The organism is Stutzerimonas tarimensis (assembly GCF_042648805.1).
Classification (GTDB): Bacteria; Pseudomonadota; Gammaproteobacteria; order Pseudomonadales; family Pseudomonadaceae; genus Azomonas; species Azomonas tarimensis.
The window spans coordinates 201,528-217,869 of sequence record NZ_JBHRXZ010000024.1 but is presented as its reverse complement, the minus strand read 5'-3'; the positions used below and the strand labels follow the sequence as shown (position 1 = coordinate 217,869).

The 16,342-nt window shown below is 62.8% G+C and carries 19 protein-coding genes; 17 read left to right on the top strand and 2 right to left on the bottom strand.

The genetic code is table 11. The features are described 5' to 3' along the window. Positions 1 to 80: 80 nt before the first annotated feature. The 13 genes from ACFOMF_RS14885 to ACFOMF_RS14825 all read left to right on the top strand — a co-directional run bounded on the left by ACFOMF_RS14885 (position 81) and on the right by ACFOMF_RS14825 (position 10,141). Complete coding sequence (locus tag ACFOMF_RS14885; protein WP_386366271.1) at positions 81 to 599, top strand: YceD family protein; 519 nt, start codon at positions 81 to 83, stop codon at positions 597 to 599. 12 nt (positions 600 to 611) lie between these two features. Next, on the top strand, positions 612 to 794 hold the full coding sequence (gene rpmF, locus ACFOMF_RS14880; RefSeq protein WP_386366268.1) for a 50S ribosomal protein L32: 183 nt from the start codon (positions 612 to 614) through the stop codon (positions 792 to 794). A 3-nt stretch (positions 795 to 797) separates the two neighbouring features. Then, positions 798 to 1,805, top strand: a complete 1,008-nt coding sequence (gene plsX, locus ACFOMF_RS14875) for a phosphate acyltransferase PlsX (RefSeq protein WP_386366266.1) — start codon at positions 798 to 800, stop codon at positions 1,803 to 1,805. Between the two features lie 95 nt (positions 1,806 to 1,900). Then, entirely contained in the window at positions 1,901 to 2,839 is a 939-nt protein-coding gene (gene fabD, locus ACFOMF_RS14870; protein WP_386366264.1) for an ACP S-malonyltransferase, read from the top strand. 14 nt (positions 2,840 to 2,853) lie between these two features. Next, entirely contained in the window at positions 2,854 to 3,594 is a 741-nt protein-coding gene (fabG, locus tag ACFOMF_RS14865) for a 3-oxoacyl-ACP reductase FabG (protein ID WP_386366262.1), read from the top strand. 187 nt (positions 3,595 to 3,781) lie between these two features. Continuing rightward, positions 3,782 to 4,018: an acyl carrier protein gene (acpP, locus tag ACFOMF_RS14860; protein WP_003283670.1), complete on the top strand. Its 237-nt coding sequence runs from the start codon at positions 3,782 to 3,784 to the stop codon at positions 4,016 to 4,018. A 172-nt stretch (positions 4,019 to 4,190) separates the two neighbouring features. Beyond that, positions 4,191 to 5,435 (top strand): beta-ketoacyl-ACP synthase II, encoded by a 1,245-nt coding sequence (gene fabF, locus ACFOMF_RS14855; RefSeq protein WP_386366258.1) that lies wholly within the window; start codon positions 4,191 to 4,193, stop codon positions 5,433 to 5,435. A gap of 2 nt (positions 5,436 to 5,437) precedes the next feature. Then, positions 5,438 to 6,253 (top strand): aminodeoxychorismate lyase, encoded by an 816-nt coding sequence (pabC, locus tag ACFOMF_RS14850; protein ID WP_386366858.1) that lies wholly within the window; start codon positions 5,438 to 5,440, stop codon positions 6,251 to 6,253. After that, positions 6,250 to 7,314, top strand: coding sequence for an endolytic transglycosylase MltG (gene mltG / locus ACFOMF_RS14845; RefSeq protein ID WP_386366256.1), 1,065 nt, complete (start codon positions 6,250 to 6,252; stop codon positions 7,312 to 7,314). Before pabC ends, mltG begins: the two co-directional genes overlap by 4 nt. Continuing rightward, positions 7,311 to 7,943 (top strand): dTMP kinase, encoded by a 633-nt coding sequence (gene tmk / locus ACFOMF_RS14840; RefSeq protein WP_386366254.1) that lies wholly within the window; start codon positions 7,311 to 7,313, stop codon positions 7,941 to 7,943. The genes mltG and tmk overlap by 4 nt, the downstream gene beginning before the upstream one ends. Continuing rightward, complete coding sequence (locus ACFOMF_RS14835) at positions 7,936 to 8,922, top strand: DNA polymerase III subunit delta' (protein WP_386366252.1); 987 nt, start codon at positions 7,936 to 7,938, stop codon at positions 8,920 to 8,922. Before tmk ends, ACFOMF_RS14835 begins: the two co-directional genes overlap by 8 nt. A gap of 31 nt (positions 8,923 to 8,953) precedes the next feature. Next, a complete protein-coding gene (locus ACFOMF_RS14830; RefSeq protein ID WP_386366250.1) occupies positions 8,954 to 9,310 on the top strand; it encodes a PilZ domain-containing protein in 357 nt (118 codons plus the stop codon). Positions 9,311 to 9,355: 45 nt separating this feature from the next. After that, positions 9,356 to 10,141 carry a TatD family hydrolase gene (locus tag ACFOMF_RS14825; RefSeq protein WP_386366248.1) on the top strand — a complete coding sequence of 262 codons (786 nt, stop codon included), beginning with the start codon at positions 9,356 to 9,358 and terminating at the stop codon, positions 10,139 to 10,141. A gap of 9 nt (positions 10,142 to 10,150) precedes the next feature. Here the strand turns inward: ACFOMF_RS14825 and ACFOMF_RS14820 are convergent, their stop codons facing one another. Next, positions 10,151 to 11,284: an aminotransferase class V-fold PLP-dependent enzyme gene (locus tag ACFOMF_RS14820; protein ID WP_386366246.1), complete on the bottom strand. Its 1,134-nt coding sequence runs from the start codon at positions 11,282 to 11,284 to the stop codon at positions 10,151 to 10,153. A 106-nt stretch (positions 11,285 to 11,390) separates the two neighbouring features. Between ACFOMF_RS14820 and ACFOMF_RS14815 the strand changes: the two genes are divergently transcribed. After that, positions 11,391 to 12,005, top strand: a complete 615-nt coding sequence (locus ACFOMF_RS14815) for a DUF4823 domain-containing protein (RefSeq protein WP_386366244.1) — start codon at positions 11,391 to 11,393, stop codon at positions 12,003 to 12,005. Positions 12,006 to 12,014: 9 nt separating this feature from the next. Next, the gene (locus ACFOMF_RS14810) at positions 12,015 to 12,581 is read left to right on the top strand and encodes a DUF1285 domain-containing protein (protein WP_386366242.1); all 567 of its coding nucleotides are present in this window, start codon (positions 12,015 to 12,017) and stop codon (positions 12,579 to 12,581) included. A 36-nt stretch (positions 12,582 to 12,617) separates the two neighbouring features. On the opposite strand, the gene ACFOMF_RS14805 is transcribed toward ACFOMF_RS14810, so the two are convergent. Further along, positions 12,618 to 14,273 (bottom strand): electron transfer flavoprotein-ubiquinone oxidoreductase, encoded by a 1,656-nt coding sequence (locus ACFOMF_RS14805; protein WP_386366241.1) that lies wholly within the window; start codon positions 14,271 to 14,273, stop codon positions 12,618 to 12,620. Positions 14,274 to 14,573: 300 nt separating this feature from the next. Here ACFOMF_RS14805 and ACFOMF_RS14800 point away from each other — a divergent pair, with 300 nt between their 5' ends. Further along, positions 14,574 to 15,323: an electron transfer flavoprotein subunit beta/FixA family protein gene (locus ACFOMF_RS14800; protein ID WP_386366238.1), complete on the top strand. Its 750-nt coding sequence runs from the start codon at positions 14,574 to 14,576 to the stop codon at positions 15,321 to 15,323. 1 nt (position 15,324) lies between these two features. Then, on the top strand, positions 15,325 to 16,269 hold the full coding sequence (locus ACFOMF_RS14795) for an electron transfer flavoprotein subunit alpha/FixB family protein (protein ID WP_386366237.1): 945 nt from the start codon (positions 15,325 to 15,327) through the stop codon (positions 16,267 to 16,269). The last annotated feature ends 73 nt before the right edge of the window (positions 16,270 to 16,342 follow it).

Here is a 16,342-nt window from a genome sequence, read left to right as displayed (position 1 = left end):
TGGTGCCAGGTGGAGAGACTGACGAACGCGATGGAATACCCTTTGACAGGCCAGGGGTCCATACATAGAATGCCGCGCTTATGTTGAAAGACCAGATACCCTCGCACATCGATCCGCGCAAACTTGCCGATCGGGGCGCCACTCTCAAGGGTGTGCTGCCTCTGGTCAAGCTTGAGCGGCTGGCCGATGCACTGGAAAGCAAGGACGGCGTCATTGATGTCAGCCTGGCCTTCGAGCGCGACCAGCAGCGGGCTGTGGTTGTCCACAGTCGCCTCGAAGTCGGGGTGAAGATGATATGCCAGCGGTGCCTGGAGCTGGTTGAGCTGCCGATTCAGAGCGAGTGCGATTATGCAGTCGTGAACGAGGGGGCGAATACCCAGCACCTGCCTTCGGGCTACGACGTGCTGGAAGTGGGAGAAGATCCCCTGGATCTGCTGGCACTGGTGGAGGACGAGCTGTTGCTCGCGCTACCCATTGTTCCACTCCACGATCCGAAAGATTGCCAGGCGCCTGGTTCCGATGAGCCGGAGCCGGACGAGGTGAAGCGGTCCAACCCGTTCAGCGTGCTGGCGCAGTTAAAGCGTGACCCAAACGTTTAGGAGTTGAATTCAATGGCTGTTCAGCAGAACAAAAAATCCCGTTCCGCTCGTGATATGCGTCGTTCCCACGATGCTCTCGAGTCGAGCGCCCTGTCCGTCGAAAAGAGCACCGGTGAAGTTCACCTGCGTCACCACGTTTCGCCGGACGGCTTCTACCGTGGTCGCAAGGTGATCGACAAGGGCGCCGACGAGTAATCCTTGTCTGCTCCGATCATTGCGGTGGATGCAATGGGTGGGGACTACGGTCCCCGCTGCATTGTCCCTGCAAGTCTTGATTGTCTCTCCGAATACCCCTCGCTGCACCTGATCCTCGTCGGTCAAGCCTCCCATCTCGAACGTTATCTCGATTCCCATCAGGGAGTCGATCGCTCACGCCTGTCGATTGTTGACGCCCCCGAGGTGATCGGGATGGACGAACTGCCTTCCCTGGCACTACGCGGCAAGCCGCAATCATCCATGCGTCTCGCGCTCGAACAGGTCCGCGATGGCCGGGCCAATGCCTGCGTCAGCGCGGGTAACACCGGCGCGCTGATGGCGCTCGCCCGGCATGTGCTGAAGACGCTGCCAGGCATCGACCGTCCGGCAATGGCCGCCGCTATTCCGACCGAGCGCAACCCTTGTCTGCTGCTGGACCTGGGGGCCAATGTAGACTGCACGCCGGACAACCTCTGCCAGTTCGCCATCATGGGTTCGGTGGCGGCGCAAGTGCTGGGTACGGCGCAGCCGCGGGTGGCACTGCTGAACGTCGGGACAGAGGACACCAAGGGCAATCAACTGGTCAAGCAGGCCGCCGTCCTGCTTCAGCAGGTCGAGGATCTGAACTATCAGGGGTATATCGAGGGTGATGGGCTGTTTCGCGGCGAGGCCGACGTGATCGTATGCGACGGCTTTGTGGGCAATGTGCTGCTCAAGTCCAGCGAAGGGCTGGCGCGCATGCTGAGTCGCAAGGGCGAGGTGCTGTTCAGGCGCTCCTGGCTGTCAAGGCTGCAGGGAGCGCTTGCCATCCCTCTGCTGCGAGAACTGCGCGCCGAGCTGGTGCCGTCCCAATATAACGGCGCCGGGTTTCTGGGGCTGCAGGGCATCGTGGTGAAAAGTCACGGGGGGGCAGGGCGCGAGGATTTCCAGGCGGCATTGCGTAACGCGCTGCGAGACATCGAGCAGGACCTGCCGCAGCAATTGAGTCGTCGCCTGCAGCCCATGCTCTAGCCGGGTGTGACCATCGCCGCACAAGCGGCATCCAAGTGAAATCGCTGCGCCGGCTCTGTAGGCGCTTCATTCCAGACCAACAAGAGATGTGTGCCATGTCCTCAAACTTCGCCTTCGTCTTTCCCGGGCAGGGATCCCAGTCTCTGGGCATGCTTGCCGATATCGCCGCGCAGCACAGCCTGATCGAGCAGACGTTTGCCGAAGCTTCCGATGCGCTGGGTTACGACCTGTGGGCGCTCACCCAGCAGGGCCCCGAGGCGCAGCTGAATCAGACCGACAAGACCCAGCCGGCCATTCTCGCGGCGTCAGTGGCGCTGTGGCGCCTCTGGCTCAGCGAGGGCGGCGCGCGCCCTGCGTATGTGGCCGGGCATAGCCTTGGCGAGTATTCGGCACTGGTCGCTGCTGACAGTCTGTCGTTCGTCGAGGCCGTGAAGCTTGTCGAGCTGCGCGGACAGCTGATGCAGCAGGCGGTGCCGGCGGGCGAGGGTGGCATGGCTGCGATCCTCGGCCTGGACGATGCCGAGGTACTGGCTGCCTGTGCCGAAGCTGCGCAGGGACAGGTCGTCAGTGCGGTCAACTTCAATGCGCCGGGCCAAGTGGTTATCGCGGGTTCGGCAGCAGCTGTCGAGCGCGCCATCGAGGCTTGCAAGGCACGTGGTGCCAAGCGCGCCATGTCGCTGCCGGTCAGCGTGCCTTCGCACTGCGACCTGATGCGTCCGGCGGCGGAGCGTTTCGCCGATGCGATTTCCACGGTGGCCTGGCAGGCGCCTAGCGTGCCGCTGGTGCAAAACGTCAGCGCCTCGGTGGTCAACGAACTGGGCCGCCTCAAGCAGGATCTGCTGGCGCAGCTCTACAGTCCGGTTCGCTGGGTCGAGTCGATGGTCGCCCTGGGCGAGAACGGCGTGGCCGGCCTGGTTGAATGCGGACCGGGCAAAGTGCTGTCCGGGCTCAACAAACGCTGCCTCAAAGGCGTCAATACTTATAACCTCGACACCCCGGACGCATTCATGGCGGCTCGGGCGGCACTGGTTTGAACAAGGAGAACACCATGAAATTGCAGGGCAAGGTTGCGCTGGTCACCGGCGCCAGCCGCGGTATCGGCCAGGCGATCGCGCTTGAGCTCGGCCGTCAGGGCGCTATCGTCATCGGGACCGCGACCACGCCGTCGGGTGCCGAGCGGATTGCCGAGGCGCTGAAGGACAACGGCATCGAAGGTGCGGGCCTGGTGCTGGATGTCACCAGCGACGAGTCGGTGGCGACCACGCTCAAGCATATCGAGCAGCACCTTGGTCAGCCCACCATCCTGGTCAATAACGCCGGCATCACCCGCGACAATTTGATGCTGCGGATGAAAGACGACGAGTGGTTCGATGTCATCGATACCAACCTCAACAGCTTGTATCGCCTAACAAAAGGGGTGCTGCGCGGCATGACCAAGGCGCGCTGGGGGCGGATCATCAGCATCGGTTCGGTGGTTGGTGCGATGGGCAACGCCGGTCAGGTGAACTACGCTGCAGCCAAGGCCGGTCTCGAAGGGTACAGTCGGGCACTGGCCCGTGAGGTGGGCTCGCGGGGGGTCACTGTCAATGCCGTCACGCCGGGCTTCATCGACACTGACATGACCCGGGAATTGCCCGAGGCGCAGCGGCAGGCCTTGCAGACCCAGATTCCGCTGGCTCGCCTGGGGCAGGCTGAAGAGATCGCCAAGGTAGTGGCGTTTCTCGCTTCGAACGACGCCTCCTATGTGACCGGTGCCACAGTGCCGGTGAATGGTGGAATGTACATGTAAGGGACCTCCCGGTCGGAATGGGATGTCTGTAGTGACGGAGCTATAACGTATTGGTTGTTTTAGAGGGATTTGGCTGTAACCACGCCGGCAAGGCGCCGCTTTCAGCTTGAAAAGCGGAAAACCCTTTCTATAAACTACCGCGCAAACCAGCCGGGCTGGATTTATCCATAGGAGTTAAAACAAGGTTATGAGCACCATCGAAGAACGCGTCAAGAAAATCGTTGCCGAGCAACTTGGCGTCAAGGAGGAGGAAGTCACCAACAGCGCTTCCTTCGTCGAGGACCTGGGTGCTGACTCTCTTGATACCGTCGAGCTCGTTATGGCTCTGGAAGAAGAATTCGAGACCGAGATTCCGGACGAGCAGGCCGAGAAGATCACCACCGTGCAGGAAGCCATCGACTACATCAACGCTCACGCTCAGTAATACGTGTAGCGGGTAGTCGAACGCTTCGATTGCGAAAAGCCGCACTGCCTCGATCGAGGTAGTGCGGCTTTTCCGTCATACCGGTCTGAAAAAGGCCTCTGCGGTCATCAAGAGGCCGGGTGCCCTAAGCAGTCGGGCAGCCGCCAACATAGTGAAGATTAAGGAGAATGCTGTGTCGCGTAGACGCGTCGTGGTCACCGGGATGGGCATGGTATCGCCACTGGGCAACGATGTGCCGAGCACCTGGCAGGGAATCCTCGCTGGCCGAAGTGGTATCGCGGCGATCGAGCATACAGACCTTTCGGCCTTTTCCACTCGATTCGGTGGCTCGATCAAGGGCTTCGAAGTCGAGCAGTACCTGCCGGTCAAAGAGGCACGCAAGCTCGACCTCTTCATTCAATACGGTCTGGCGGCCTGTTTTCAGGCCGTGCGGGATTCGGGACTGGAAATCACCGATGCCAATCGCGAGCGAATTGGCGTCGCCATGGGCTCGGGAATCGGCGGGCTGACCAACATCCAGAGCAATTGCGCTTCGCTGATCGAGCAGGGGCCACGGCGGATATCGCCGTTCTTCGTACCCGGTTCCATCATCAACATGGTGTCTGGCTTCCTGTCGATTCACCTTGGCCTGCAAGGGCCGAACTACGCCATTGCCACCGCCTGTACCACGGGCACGCACTGCATCGGCATGGCCGCACGGAACATTGCTTACGGCGAAGCGGACGTGATGGTAGCCGGTGGCGCAGAGATGGCTGCCTGTGGGCTGGGCATCGGGGGCTTCGCTGCGGCGCGCGCATTGTCCACGCGCAACGATGATCCTGCCGCCGCGAGCCGTCCATGGGATCGGGGTCGTGATGGTTTCGTATTGTCAGACGGCGCCGGGGCTCTGGTGCTCGAGGAGCTTGAATTCGCCAAGGCGAGGGGGGCCGACATCCTTGCCGAGCTCATTGGTTTCGGCATGAGCTCCGATGCCTTCCACATGACCGCTCCTCCCGAGGACGGCGCCGGCGCCGCCAGGTGCATGGCGAGCGCCCTGAAGGATGCCAGCCTCGATCCGGCGCGGGTGCACTATATCAACGCGCACGGCACCTCAACGCCAGCGGGGGACAAGGCCGAAGCCGCGGCACTGAAGCAGGTGTTCGGGAACCATGCCTATGAGCTGGCTGTGAGCTCGACCAAGTCGATGACAGGCCACCTGCTTGGCGCGGCCGGGGCAGTTGAAGCGATCTTCAGCATCCTTGCCATTCGCGACCAGGTGGCGCCGCCAACCATCAACCTGGACGATCCGGATGAGGGCTGTGATCTGGATTTCGTGCCGCATGAAGCCAAACCCATGCCCATCGAGGTCGCGCTGTCGAATTCCTTCGGCTTCGGAGGCACGAACGGCTCGCTGTTGTTCCGCCGCTTTGCCGGGTGAAACTGGCCTGGCTGGATGGTCGGCCCGCTGCCGGGCTGGCTGTGGACGACCGTGGGCTGGCCTATGGCGACGGGCTGTTCGAAACCATCAAGATCAGCCAGGGGCAGCCGCACCTGCTGTCCCGTCATATGGCCCGGCTCGGCGAGGGTTGCAGGCGTCTGGCGATACCCTGCGACGAGGCGCTGCTCACCACCGAAATTCGAGCCTTTGCCAAGGCGCTGGGCGCGGGCGTATGCAAGCTTATCCTGACGCGTGGCAGTGGCCTGCGGGGTTATCGTTTTCCGGAGCCTTGCAGGCCAAGCAGGCTGTTGATCGGCGCTGCCTTGCCCCAGTACCCGGAGGCCCACGCCGCGCAGGGGGTCGCGCTTTTTCCTTGCGTGACGAGGCTTGCCGAGCAGCCTCTGCTGGCTGGCCTGAAGCATCTCAATCGGCTCGAACAGGTGTTGGCCAGGGCCGAATGGGATGATTCTCGCTTCGCTGAAGGGTTGATGCGTGACTACTCGGGCCGGGTCATCGAAGGCGTGTTCAGCAATCTGTTGCTGGTCCGCAAGCAACGACTGGTCACTCCCGACCTGAGCCGCTGTGGCGTGGCCGGGGTCATGCGGGCGGAGATTCTTTTCCTTGCCGAGCGTGCTGGTCTGGCGTGCGTGGTCACTGATGTGGATCTGGACGATCTGTACCAGGCCGAGGAAGTGTTCCTTTGCAACAGTCTTTATGGCATATGGCCGGTGGTCGCTCTGGAGGCCCATCGCTGGTCGGTCGGTCCGCTCACTCGTAAACTGCAAGGCTTGCTGGCCAACCAGACAGGTATCCCGTGATTCGTAAACTGATAGTAGTCCTGCTGGCCGCGGCTCTTCTCGCTGCGATGGGCCTTGGTTATGCCAGTTGGAAACAGCGTTCGGCATTGGGCCAGGCGATGGCGATCGATGAGCCGCAATTTCTCGAGGTGCGCTCTGGCGATACCCCGAGCGGACTGTTTCGGCGCCTTGAAGCCGAAGGCACGCTGGAAGATTCGTTCTGGCTGCGTCTCTACTGGCGGCTGAATCTGCCGAGCCAGACCCTGCATAGCGGCGAATATCGCCTGACCCCGGGTATGCGGGTCGCCGACCTGGTCGGGCTATGGCAGCGGGGCGAAGTGGTGCAGCACACCTTTACCCTGGTCGAGGGTTGGAACTTCCGCCAGGTGCGCGCCGCCCTGGCGGGGCAGCCCAAGCTCGAGCAGACCCTCGCAGGCCTGAGCGATGAGGACGTCATGGCGCGCCTGGGTCAGCCCGATCTGCACCCGGAAGGTCGATTCTTCCCCGACACCTATGCCTTCACCCGCGGGCTGAGCGACCTCGAACTGCTGCGCCGTGCTTTCGTGCGGCTCGAGGCGGTGCTCAGCGATGAATGGGAGAAGCGTAGCGAGGGCTTGCCCTACAAGAATCCCTACGAGGCGCTGATCATGGCCTCCATCATCGAAAAGGAGACCGGCGTGCCCCATGAACGTGGGCAGATCGCAGGCGTCTTCATCCGCCGTCTGGAGAAGGGCATGCTACTGCAGACCGATCCGACCGTAATCTACGGCCTCGGCGAGAGCTATGCCGGGCGCATCACGCGTACCCATCTACGTACCCCGACGCCCTATAACACCTACACCACGGCAGGCTTGCCGCCGACACCGATCGCCATGGTCGGGCGCGAGGCCATCCATGCGGCGTTGCATCCGGAAGAGGGTACCAGCCTGTTCTTCGTCGCGCGCGGAGATGGTAGCCATCAGTTCAGCGACACCCTCGACGAGCACAACCGGGCAGTGCGTGCCTACCAGCTCAACCGTCGGGCCGACTACCGGTCCAGCCCGCCGCCGCAATCCTCGGTCAGCCCCGAGGTGGTGGAATGATGGGCCTTTTCATCACGCTTGAAGGGCCGGAAGGGGCGGGCAAGAGCACCAATCGCGAATACCTGGCCGAGCGGCTCAGAGAGCACGGGCTGGACGTGGTGCTCACCCGTGAGCCGGGCGGCACGGCCCTGGCCGAACGTATCCGCGAGTTGTTGCTGACCCCCTGTGACGAACCCATGGCGGCGGATACCGAACTTTTACTGGTCTTCGCTGCGCGCGCGCAACACCTCGCCCAGGTTATTCGGCCAGCCCTGGCACGGGGTGCGGTGGTGCTCTGTGATCGCTTTACCGATGCAACCTATGCCTATCAGGGTGGTGGGCGAGGTCTGTCTCTGGCGCGGATCGAGCAGCTCGAGCAGTTCGTGCAGGGTGACCTGCGACCCGACCTGACGCTGCTGTTCGATCTGCCGGTGGCCACCGGCCTCGCCAGGGCGGCCGCGCGAGGGAGGCTGGATCGTTTCGAACAGGAGGCCGGGGAATTTTTCCAGGCCGTGCGTTCCATGTATCTGCAGCGCGCGGGGCAAGCTCCGGCGCGGTACCGCGTGGTGGATGCGGCACAGCCGCTGGCCGCTGTGCAAAGTGCGCTAGACGCTTTGCTTCCCGAGTTGCTGGAGCGTGCCCGTGGTTGATTGCTACCCGTGGCAGTCCGCGCTCCGCGCGCAGCTCACCAGCCGAGGGCAACATCCGCATGCCTACCTGTTCCATGGCCCGGCCGGGGTGGGCAAGCGAGCCTTCGCCGACGGCTTGGTGGCCTTCCTGCTCTGCCAGCGACCGCAACCCCCGGTTGCCTGCGGGCAATGCAAGAGTTGCCTGCTATTGGCCGCTGGCACCCATCCCGATCACTACCTGCTCGAGCCAGAGGAAGCTGACAAGGCGATCAAGGTCGACCAGGTCCGGGATCTGGTCGGCTTTGTCGTACAGACCGCTCAGCTCGGCGGCCGCAAGGTGGTCTTGCTCGAACCCGCCGAGGCGATGAACCTCAACGCTGCCAATGCCTTGCTGAAGAGCCTGGAAGAACCGTCCGGCAATACCCACCTGATTCTCATCAGCCATCAGCCGAGCCGGTTGCTGCCCACCATCAGGAGTCGCTGTGTGCAGCAGGCGTTTCCCCTCCCGGAATGGGGGCAGGCTCTGGAGTGGCTGGGGCGGCGCCTCCCGGAGCTGGATGACGAATGCCGCGAGGTCTTGTTGCAGCTGGCCGCGGGTTCGCCCTTGGGTGCAGTCAGGCTGCACCAGCAGGGCGGGCTGGCGCTTCGGGCGCAGGTGGTGGAGGGGCTCAAGAAGCTGCACAAGCAGCAGATCACGCCCAGCCAACTGGCCGAGCAATGGAATGCGCTGCCTCTCGTGCTATTGTTCGACTGGTTTTGCGAATGGTCGCTGCTGGTGCTGCGCTTCCAGCTCACCGAGGATGATCTGGGGCTGGGTCCGAAGGACACTGCCAAGGTGGTTCGCTACCTGGCGCAGAAATCGTCCTCAGCGAGGGTACTGGCCATGCAGGACTGGTTGCTGGCGCAGCGACAGAAAGTGCTGGCCAAGGCCAATCTGAACCGTGTGCTGCTGCTCGAGACCTTGCTTGTGCAGTGGGCAAGCCTGCCGGGGCCGAGCTAGAATCACCCCCAAACCGATGTTGGAAGGACACATGAACCTGCCGCCTAACTTGGGCCCGCGAAATGGAATTCTCTCGCTTACCATCAAGGACAAGTCCGTCCTCTACGCGGCCTACATGCCGTTCATCAAACATGGGGGGCTGTTCATCCCCACCAACAAGACCTACCGGCTCGGCGACGAAGTCTTCATGCTGTTGAGCCTCATGGACGAGCCCGAGAAAATCCCGGTGGCAGGCAAGGTGGTCTGGATCACGCCCAAGGGCGCTCAAGGCAATCGCGCCGCGGGTATCGGGGTACAGTTCAACGATGCCGACAGCCCGGCTCGGAATAAAATCGAGACCTATCTCGCCGGTGCGCTCAAGTCGGATCGGTCAACCCACACCATGTGAGCCGCACGGCTCGATGATTGTTGCGGCGCCGCCGCGGATGCCCTGATGCTTGTAGATTCCCACTGCCATCTGGATCGCCTGGATCTGGCTGCCCACCAAGGCTCGCTCGACGGAGCCTTGCAGGCGGCACGCGAGCGCGGTGTCGGTCATTTTCTATGTATTGGTGTCAGCACGGACAATGCGGCGGCGGTCAAGCAACTGACCGCGCGCTACGCGGACGTGGATTGCTCCATCGGCGTGCATCCTCTTGATCTGCAGGCAGGTGCCGAGCCGAGGCTCGACTGGCTGCTGGATGAACTGCGGCATCCGCATGCCGTGGCGATCGGCGAGACCGGCCTGGACTACCACTATGAGCCCGAATCCGCCTTCATGCAGCAGGCGTCGTTCCAGCTGCATCTCGAAGCCGCTCGGGTAACAGGAAAGCCGGTTATCGTGCATACCCGCGAGGCTCGGGCCGACACGCTGGCGCTCCTGCGCGAGGCCGCGCTTCCTCAGGCCGGCGTGCTGCACTGTTTCACCGAAGACTGGGAGATGGCTCGTGCAGCGTTGGACATGGGCTTCTACATTTCGCTATCTGGCATCGTGACCTTTCGCAACGCCGACGCCCTGCGTGAGGTGGCGCGGCAGGTGCCTGCCGATCGCCTGCTGGTGGAGACCGATGCGCCCTACCTTGCGCCGGTGCCTTATCGTGGCAAGCCCAATCTGCCGCAGTACGTGCGTGAGGTGGCGGCCTTTCTCGCCGAGTTGCGTGGCGTGCCCTACGAGAGCTTCGCCGAGCAGACCACACGGAACTTCAAGCGCCTCTTTCCGCTGGCCCGCGTCGGCACCTGATCGATGGCCTCAGCCACGGGCCAGGGATCGGATCAGGGCAAGGCTGTCCTCGATCACCTCGGTGGGGGTATAGAAGTGCGGGGAGAAGCGAATTCCGCCGCCCCGCTGTGCGCAGACCACCTGCTCGGACTTGAGCCGCGCGAAGAGCGCCTCATTGCTCCAGTCGCTCATCCGGAAGGTCAGGATCCCGGCCCGGCGAGCCGAATCAGAAGGACTGAGCAACTCGACACCGGAGATACGCCTGAGGCCTTGCTGCAGTTGCTCGACCCGTTCGCCGAGCATCCTGGCCACCGACTCCATGCCCACCTCTTCAAGCAGTGACAGGCTCGCCTCCAACGCCATGCATCCAAGCAGGTTGGGGCTGCCGCATTCGAAACGACGGGAACTTCGTGCCGGCTGCCAGTCGCGGCGATCGTAGTCCCCGGCATGCTCGAGCATGTGCCAACCATACTCGTGCAACCTGAGTTGCTCGCGCAGATCTTGCCTGCAGTAGAAGACGCCAAGTCCCTCCGGCCCGAGCATCCACTTGTGGCCGTCTGCCATGGCGAAGGCGCAGCGACTTGTTTGCACGTCGAAGGGAAGCGCACCGAGCTGCTGGATTGCGTCGATGCAGAAGAGAACCCCGCGCCGCTCGCAGCCCATGCCGAGCCGCTCGAGGTCCAGGCGCAGCCCGCTGGCGTACTGCACCGCGCTGATCGACAGCAACCGGGTCCGGGGGCCAACGGCGGCGAGGAGGTTCTGTTCGGGATCCGGGCCTAATAGGCTGACCTCGATCACCTCGACTCCCCGAGGTGCCAGCGCCTCCCACACCACCCGGTTGGAGGGAAATTCCTCGTCACTGATGATGACCTGATCACCGGGATTCCAGTCCAGGCCGAACGCGACGAAAGACAACGCCTCGGAGGTGTTTTTCACCAATGCCAGATCGTCGCTGCTCGGCGCATTCAGCAGGCGTCTCAGGCGATTGCGCAACCGCTGCTCCACCTGCAGCCATATGGGGTAGTCGCGCGCCCCGGTCTGCATGTTCTGCTCGGCGAAAGCCGCCACCGCCTGCGCGGCACGGCGTGGCCAGGGAGCCACCGCCGCATGGTTCAGATAATGCAGTCCCGGCGTGAGAGGAAATTCATCGGCATGGTTGTTCATCTGTACTCCTGGCGGTAGGGCTCCCCCCGATCATAACCGCTGCTGGCGCGATTTCTGCAAACGCGGGGGAGTGCGCCGGGAATTCGACACCGGCAGGAGAGACGCAATGCGGGTGATTTTCCGGGGGCTGGGCCTGGGGCTCTGGGTGTGCCTGCTCGGGGGCTGCATGAAGGTGAGCGATATGGCCGAGGTCTCGCGGCAGCACCTGCGCGACGTCGGGCTGCTCGATCACAGCGTGGCGCAGCGTTCGAGTGGCTGGCGATTGCAGGCTGACTCAGCGATATTCATCGCCCAGGGCCACTTCGTCCCGGCCGGTGAGGCCTATCCGCGGCCAAATGTGGTTGCGGATTCGGCATTTACAGGATTTGTCGAATACTTCCCGCGGGTTCGCCGAGCGGCCCAGCCCCTGGGGCTCGAAGAAGCGCTGGAGCAAGGGCGTCACGCAGGCTCGCACTATATCCTGTACAGCCGCTTTGCCAGTGCCGATGACCGCATTGGAACTTACGAGGAGTGGAACGAGCAGCGCGCAGCCAACCGCCTGGGCGTGGACTCGGGTGTGGTACAACTGATGCTGATCGAAATCGGGACGGGATATCTGGTCGATACCGCACGCATCCGGGTTCGTGGTGGTCTTCTATCCATCTATGACACCAGGCCCGAGGACCTGCTGCTGCGCCCCTTTCAGCAATATGCGCAGCGGCTGCTCGGGCTCTCAGGGTAGGGAGGAAGCATGAAAGATTCGTCACCTGGCGATCCTAAGGTCGCGCAACTGCTTGAGCAGATTCCAGGCGAGGCGGGCCTGCCGCCGGTCCACCTGTGGGACCCGCCTTTCTGTGGCGACATCGATATGCGAATCGCCCGCGACGGCTCCTGGCATTATCAGGGCATGCCGCTGCAACGTGCGGCCATGGTTCGGCTGTTTTCCCGGGTGCTTCGTCGCGACGGGGATCGGTACTTCCTGGTCACGCCCGTGGAGAAGGTTGGCATCGAGGTGGACGATGCCCCTTTTCAGGCGGTCTCGGTGCAGATCGAAGGTGGGGTGACGCAGCGTCTGCGCTTCACGACCAATGCAGGGGACGAGGTGGTGGCGGGGGCGGATCACCCGGTCCGGGTGGTCACCGATAAGCAAAGTGGCGAGCCGAGGCCCTACATACATGTGCGTGCCGGGCTCGAGGCGCTAATCCAGCGCACTCCCTTCTATGAAATGGTCGAGCACGCGGTGGAGCGTGAAGAGCAGGGCAAACGCTGGCTTGGCGTCTGCAGCGACGAGGTGTTTTTCCCTATCGGGGAAGTCTAGCCAGCGGGCCGCGCAGCTGCGCGCGGCCCTCCCACATCACATGTTCGGGTAGTTCGGCCCGCCTGTGCCCTCGGGCGCTACCCAGGTGATGTTCTGGGCCGGATCCTTGATGTCGCAGGTCTTGCAGTGGACGCAGTTCTGCGCATTGATCTGGAAGCGCTTGGCACCATCGTCGGCAGTGACCACCTCATAGACCCCTGCCGGGCAGTAACGCTGGGCGGGCTCGTCATATTTGGGCAGGTTCTGCGCGATGGGGATGTTCGGGTCGCTGAGCTTGAGGTGGATCGGCTGATCCTCCTCATGATTGGTGTTCGACAGAAACACCGAGCTCAGCTTGTCGAAGCTGAGTTTGCCATCGGGCTTGGGGTAGTCGATTTTCTGCGATTGCGCCGCGGTCTTGAGCTGAGCGTAATCGGGGCGGGTGTCGCGCAGGGTGAAGGGTATCTTGCCGCCGAAAAGGTTCTGGTCGATGAAATTGAAGGCGCCGCCCAACACCGATCCCCACTTGTGGATTGCCGGACCGAAATTGCGGCTGCCGTAGAGCTCTTCGTATACCCAGCTTTTCTTGAACGCCTGCTCGTAGGCACTCAGTTCAGCGCCGCCCTCGTCGCCGGCGAACAGGGCATCGGCGATGGTCTCGGCGGCGAGCATGCCCGACTTCATCGCGGTATGGCTGCCCTTGATCTTGGCGAAGTTCAGGGTGCCAGCATCGCAGCCGATCAGCAGGCCGCCCTTGAAGGTCATCTTCGGCAGGCTGTTCAAGCCGCCCTTGGTGATGGCCCGGGCACCATAGGACAGTCGGGTACCGCCCTCGAGATACTGGCGGATCACCGGGTGGTGCTTGTAGCGCTGGAACTCGTCGAAGGGCGACAGGTAAGGGTTGCTATAGGAGAGGTCGACGATCAGGCCCACCACCACCTGGTTGTTCTCCAGGTGATAAAGGAAGGAACCGCCGGGGTTTTCCTTGTCCAGGGGCCAGCCAGCGGTGTGTACCACCAGCCCCTGCTCATGCTTGGCCGGATCGACCTCCCAGAGTTCCTTGATGCCGATGGCGTAGTGTTGTGGATCGGCCTGGGCGTTGAGCTGGAAACGCTGGATCAGCTGCTTGCCGATATGCCCACGGCAGCCTTCGGCGAACAGGGTGTACTTGCCGCGCAGCTCCATGCCGGGAGTATAGATGCCGTCCTTGGGGTTGCCTTCACGGTCGATCCCCAGGTCGCCGGTAATGATTCCCCGGACCACACCGTTATCATCGATCAACGGCTCCTGGGCGGCGAATCCCGGGTAGATCTCGACCCCGAGGTTTTCCGCCTGCTGGGCTAGCCACCGGCACAGGTTGCCCAGGGAAATGATGTAGTTGCCCTGGTTGTGCATGGTCTTGGGGACCAGCGCATCGGGCACCTTGCGAGCGGCATCGGGGCCTTTCAGCAGATAAATGTCGTCGCGCAGCACTGGCGTCTCGAGAGGGGCGCCCAGCGCCTGCCAGTCCGGGAACAGTTCGCTCAGCGCGCGCGGCTCGAACACTGCGCCGGAGAGGATATGCGCGCCTACTTCGGAACCCTTTTCGACGACACAGACGCTGATATCCTGCCCTGCGTCGGCAGCCCTTTGCTTGAGACGGCAGGCTGCGGCGAGGCCGGCAGGCCCGGCGCCGACCACGACCACGTCGAATTCCATGTATTCGCGTTCCATAGGCATCTCCCACTCGGCTTTCTTATATAAAAGGCTGTTCATCCGTGAGTCAGCCGCGACGGGGCATTATATAGGTCCGTCGATTTTGATCCAGTTCGATGCTCCGGATTGCCATCCGACAGCGCGAAGATGGCCGGAAATCCGCGCCATTTAAAGTGGAACTTGTTTTATTGACCCTCCCCCGGCGTGCGGTCAAGATACGGGCACCTCAGCGCCAGCGGGACACCTGTCATTGCAGGTCATGTCGTTCCGGCCCGGTCCGCCCTGGCGGCGTCCCATTCATCGAAAGACGAGGAATCCATGAAGGTTCTTGTAGCTGTCAAACGCGTCGTTGACTACAACGTCAAGGTAAGGGTCAAGCCGGACAATTCTGCGGTCGAACTGGCCAATGTGAAGATGTCCATGAACCCGTTCTGCGAGATCGCCGTGGAAGAGGCGGTGCGCCTGAAGGAGCGCGGTATCGCGACCGAGATCGTTGCGGTTTCGGTGGGGCCGACCCAGGCGCAGGAGCAACTGCGGACAGCTCTGGCGCTCGGTGCCGATCGGGCCATTCTGGTCGAAAGCTCGGAGGAGCTGAGCTCCCTGGCTGTGGCCAAGCTGCTGAAGGCAGTGGCGGACAAGGAGCAGCCGCAGCTTGTCATTCTCGGCAAGCAGTCCATCGACAGCGACAACAACCAGACCGGGCAGATGCTTGCAGCGCTGGGTGGGTTCGCCCAGGGTACCTTTGCCTCCAAGGTCGAGGTTGAAGACGGTAAGCTCAAGGTCATCCGCGAGATCGATGGCGGCCTGCAGACCGTGGTATTGAACCTGCCGGCGGTCGTGACTACCGATCTGCGTCTGAACGAGCCGCGCTACGCCTCGCTGCCCAATATCATGAAGGCCAAGAAGAAGCCGCTCGAGACCCTGACCCCCGGCGCCCTCGGCGTGTCCACTGGCTCCACCCTCAAGACGCTCAAGGTCGAGGCACCTGCCGCGCGTAGCGCCGGCATCAAGGTGGGCTCGGTGGCCGAGCTGGTGGAGAAACTGAAGAACGAGGCGAAGGTGATCTGACATGGCAATTCTGGTAATCGCAGAACACAACAATGTGATCCTGGCAGCGACGACGCTCAATGCCGTCGCGGCGGCCCAGCGCATTGCCACCCAGGCCCCTGGCGGCGACATCCATGTACTGGTTGCCGGTGCAGGTTGCGGCGCCATCGGCGAGGCGGCGGCGAAGATCGAAGGCGTGAGCAAGGTGCTGGTCGCCGATGACGCGGCCTATGCCAACCAGTTGCCGGAAAACGTCGCGCCATTGATCGCCGGCCTGGCCAGCGGCTACTCGCACGTGCTGGCGGCGGCCACCACCAACGGCAAGAACTTCCTGCCTCGCGTGGCGGCGATGCTCGACGTCGATCAGATCTCCGAGATCGTGTCGGTAGAAAGCCCGGACACTTTCAAGCGTCCGATCTATGCTGGCAACGCCATCGCCACGGTGCAATCGAGCGCCGCGGTCAAGGTGATCACCGTGCGTGCTACCGGCTTTGACGCCGTGAATGCCGAAGGCGGCTCGGCCAGCATCGAATCGCTGGCCAGCCAGGGCGATGCCGGCCTTTCCAGCTTTGTAGGCGAAGAGCTGGCCAAGTCCGACCGTCCCGAGCTCGGCGCGGCAAAGGTGGTGGTATCGGGCGGCCGTGGCATGCAGAGCGGTGAGAACTTCGAGATGCTCTACAAGCTGGCCGACAAGCTCGGCGCTGCCGTCGGCGCCTCGCGTGCGGCCGTGGATGCCGGCTTTGTGCCCAACGACATGCAGGTCGGCCAGACCGGCAAGATCGTCGCGCCGCAGCTGTACATCGCGGTGGGCATCTCCGGCGCCATTCAGCACCTGGCGGGTATGAGCGGGTCCAAGGTGATCGTGGCGATCAACAAGGATGAGGAGGCTCCGATTTTCCAGGTGGCCGACTACGGCCTGGTGGGCGATCTGTTCGAGATTCTTCCGGAGCTCGAGCGCCTGGTCTGAGGCTCGTATCGCTCGCTCCTGAAAGGCCCGCTTCGGCGGGCTTTTTCATGAGCGGGCGGTTGCCGGTGCTACT

Coding starts and splice junctions, on each gene's coding strand:
- ACFOMF_RS14885 (WP_386366271.1), top strand. CDS start 81: ATGTTGAAAGACCAGATACCCTCGCACATCGATCCGCGCAAACTTGCC.
- rpmF (WP_386366268.1), top strand. CDS start 612: ATGGCTGTTCAGCAGAACAAAAAATCCCGTTCCGCTCGTGATATGCGT.
- fabD (WP_386366264.1), top strand. CDS start 1,901: ATGTCCTCAAACTTCGCCTTCGTCTTTCCCGGGCAGGGATCCCAGTCT.
- fabG (WP_386366262.1), top strand. CDS start 2,854: ATGAAATTGCAGGGCAAGGTTGCGCTGGTCACCGGCGCCAGCCGCGGT.
- acpP (WP_003283670.1), top strand. CDS start 3,782: ATGAGCACCATCGAAGAACGCGTCAAGAAAATCGTTGCCGAGCAACTT.
- tmk (WP_386366254.1), top strand. CDS start 7,311: ATGATGGGCCTTTTCATCACGCTTGAAGGGCCGGAAGGGGCGGGCAAG.
- ACFOMF_RS14830 (WP_386366250.1), top strand. CDS start 8,954: ATGAACCTGCCGCCTAACTTGGGCCCGCGAAATGGAATTCTCTCGCTT.
- ACFOMF_RS14825 (WP_386366248.1), top strand. CDS start 9,356: ATGCTTGTAGATTCCCACTGCCATCTGGATCGCCTGGATCTGGCTGCC.
- ACFOMF_RS14820 (WP_386366246.1), bottom strand. CDS start 11,284: ATGAACAACCATGCCGATGAATTTCCTCTCACGCCGGGACTGCATTAT.
- ACFOMF_RS14815 (WP_386366244.1), top strand. CDS start 11,391: ATGCGGGTGATTTTCCGGGGGCTGGGCCTGGGGCTCTGGGTGTGCCTG.
- ACFOMF_RS14810 (WP_386366242.1), top strand. CDS start 12,015: ATGAAAGATTCGTCACCTGGCGATCCTAAGGTCGCGCAACTGCTTGAG.
- ACFOMF_RS14805 (WP_386366241.1), bottom strand. CDS start 14,273: ATGGAACGCGAATACATGGAATTCGACGTGGTCGTGGTCGGCGCCGGG.
- ACFOMF_RS14800 (WP_386366238.1), top strand. CDS start 14,574: ATGAAGGTTCTTGTAGCTGTCAAACGCGTCGTTGACTACAACGTCAAG.
- ACFOMF_RS14795 (WP_386366237.1), top strand. CDS start 15,325: ATGGCAATTCTGGTAATCGCAGAACACAACAATGTGATCCTGGCAGCG.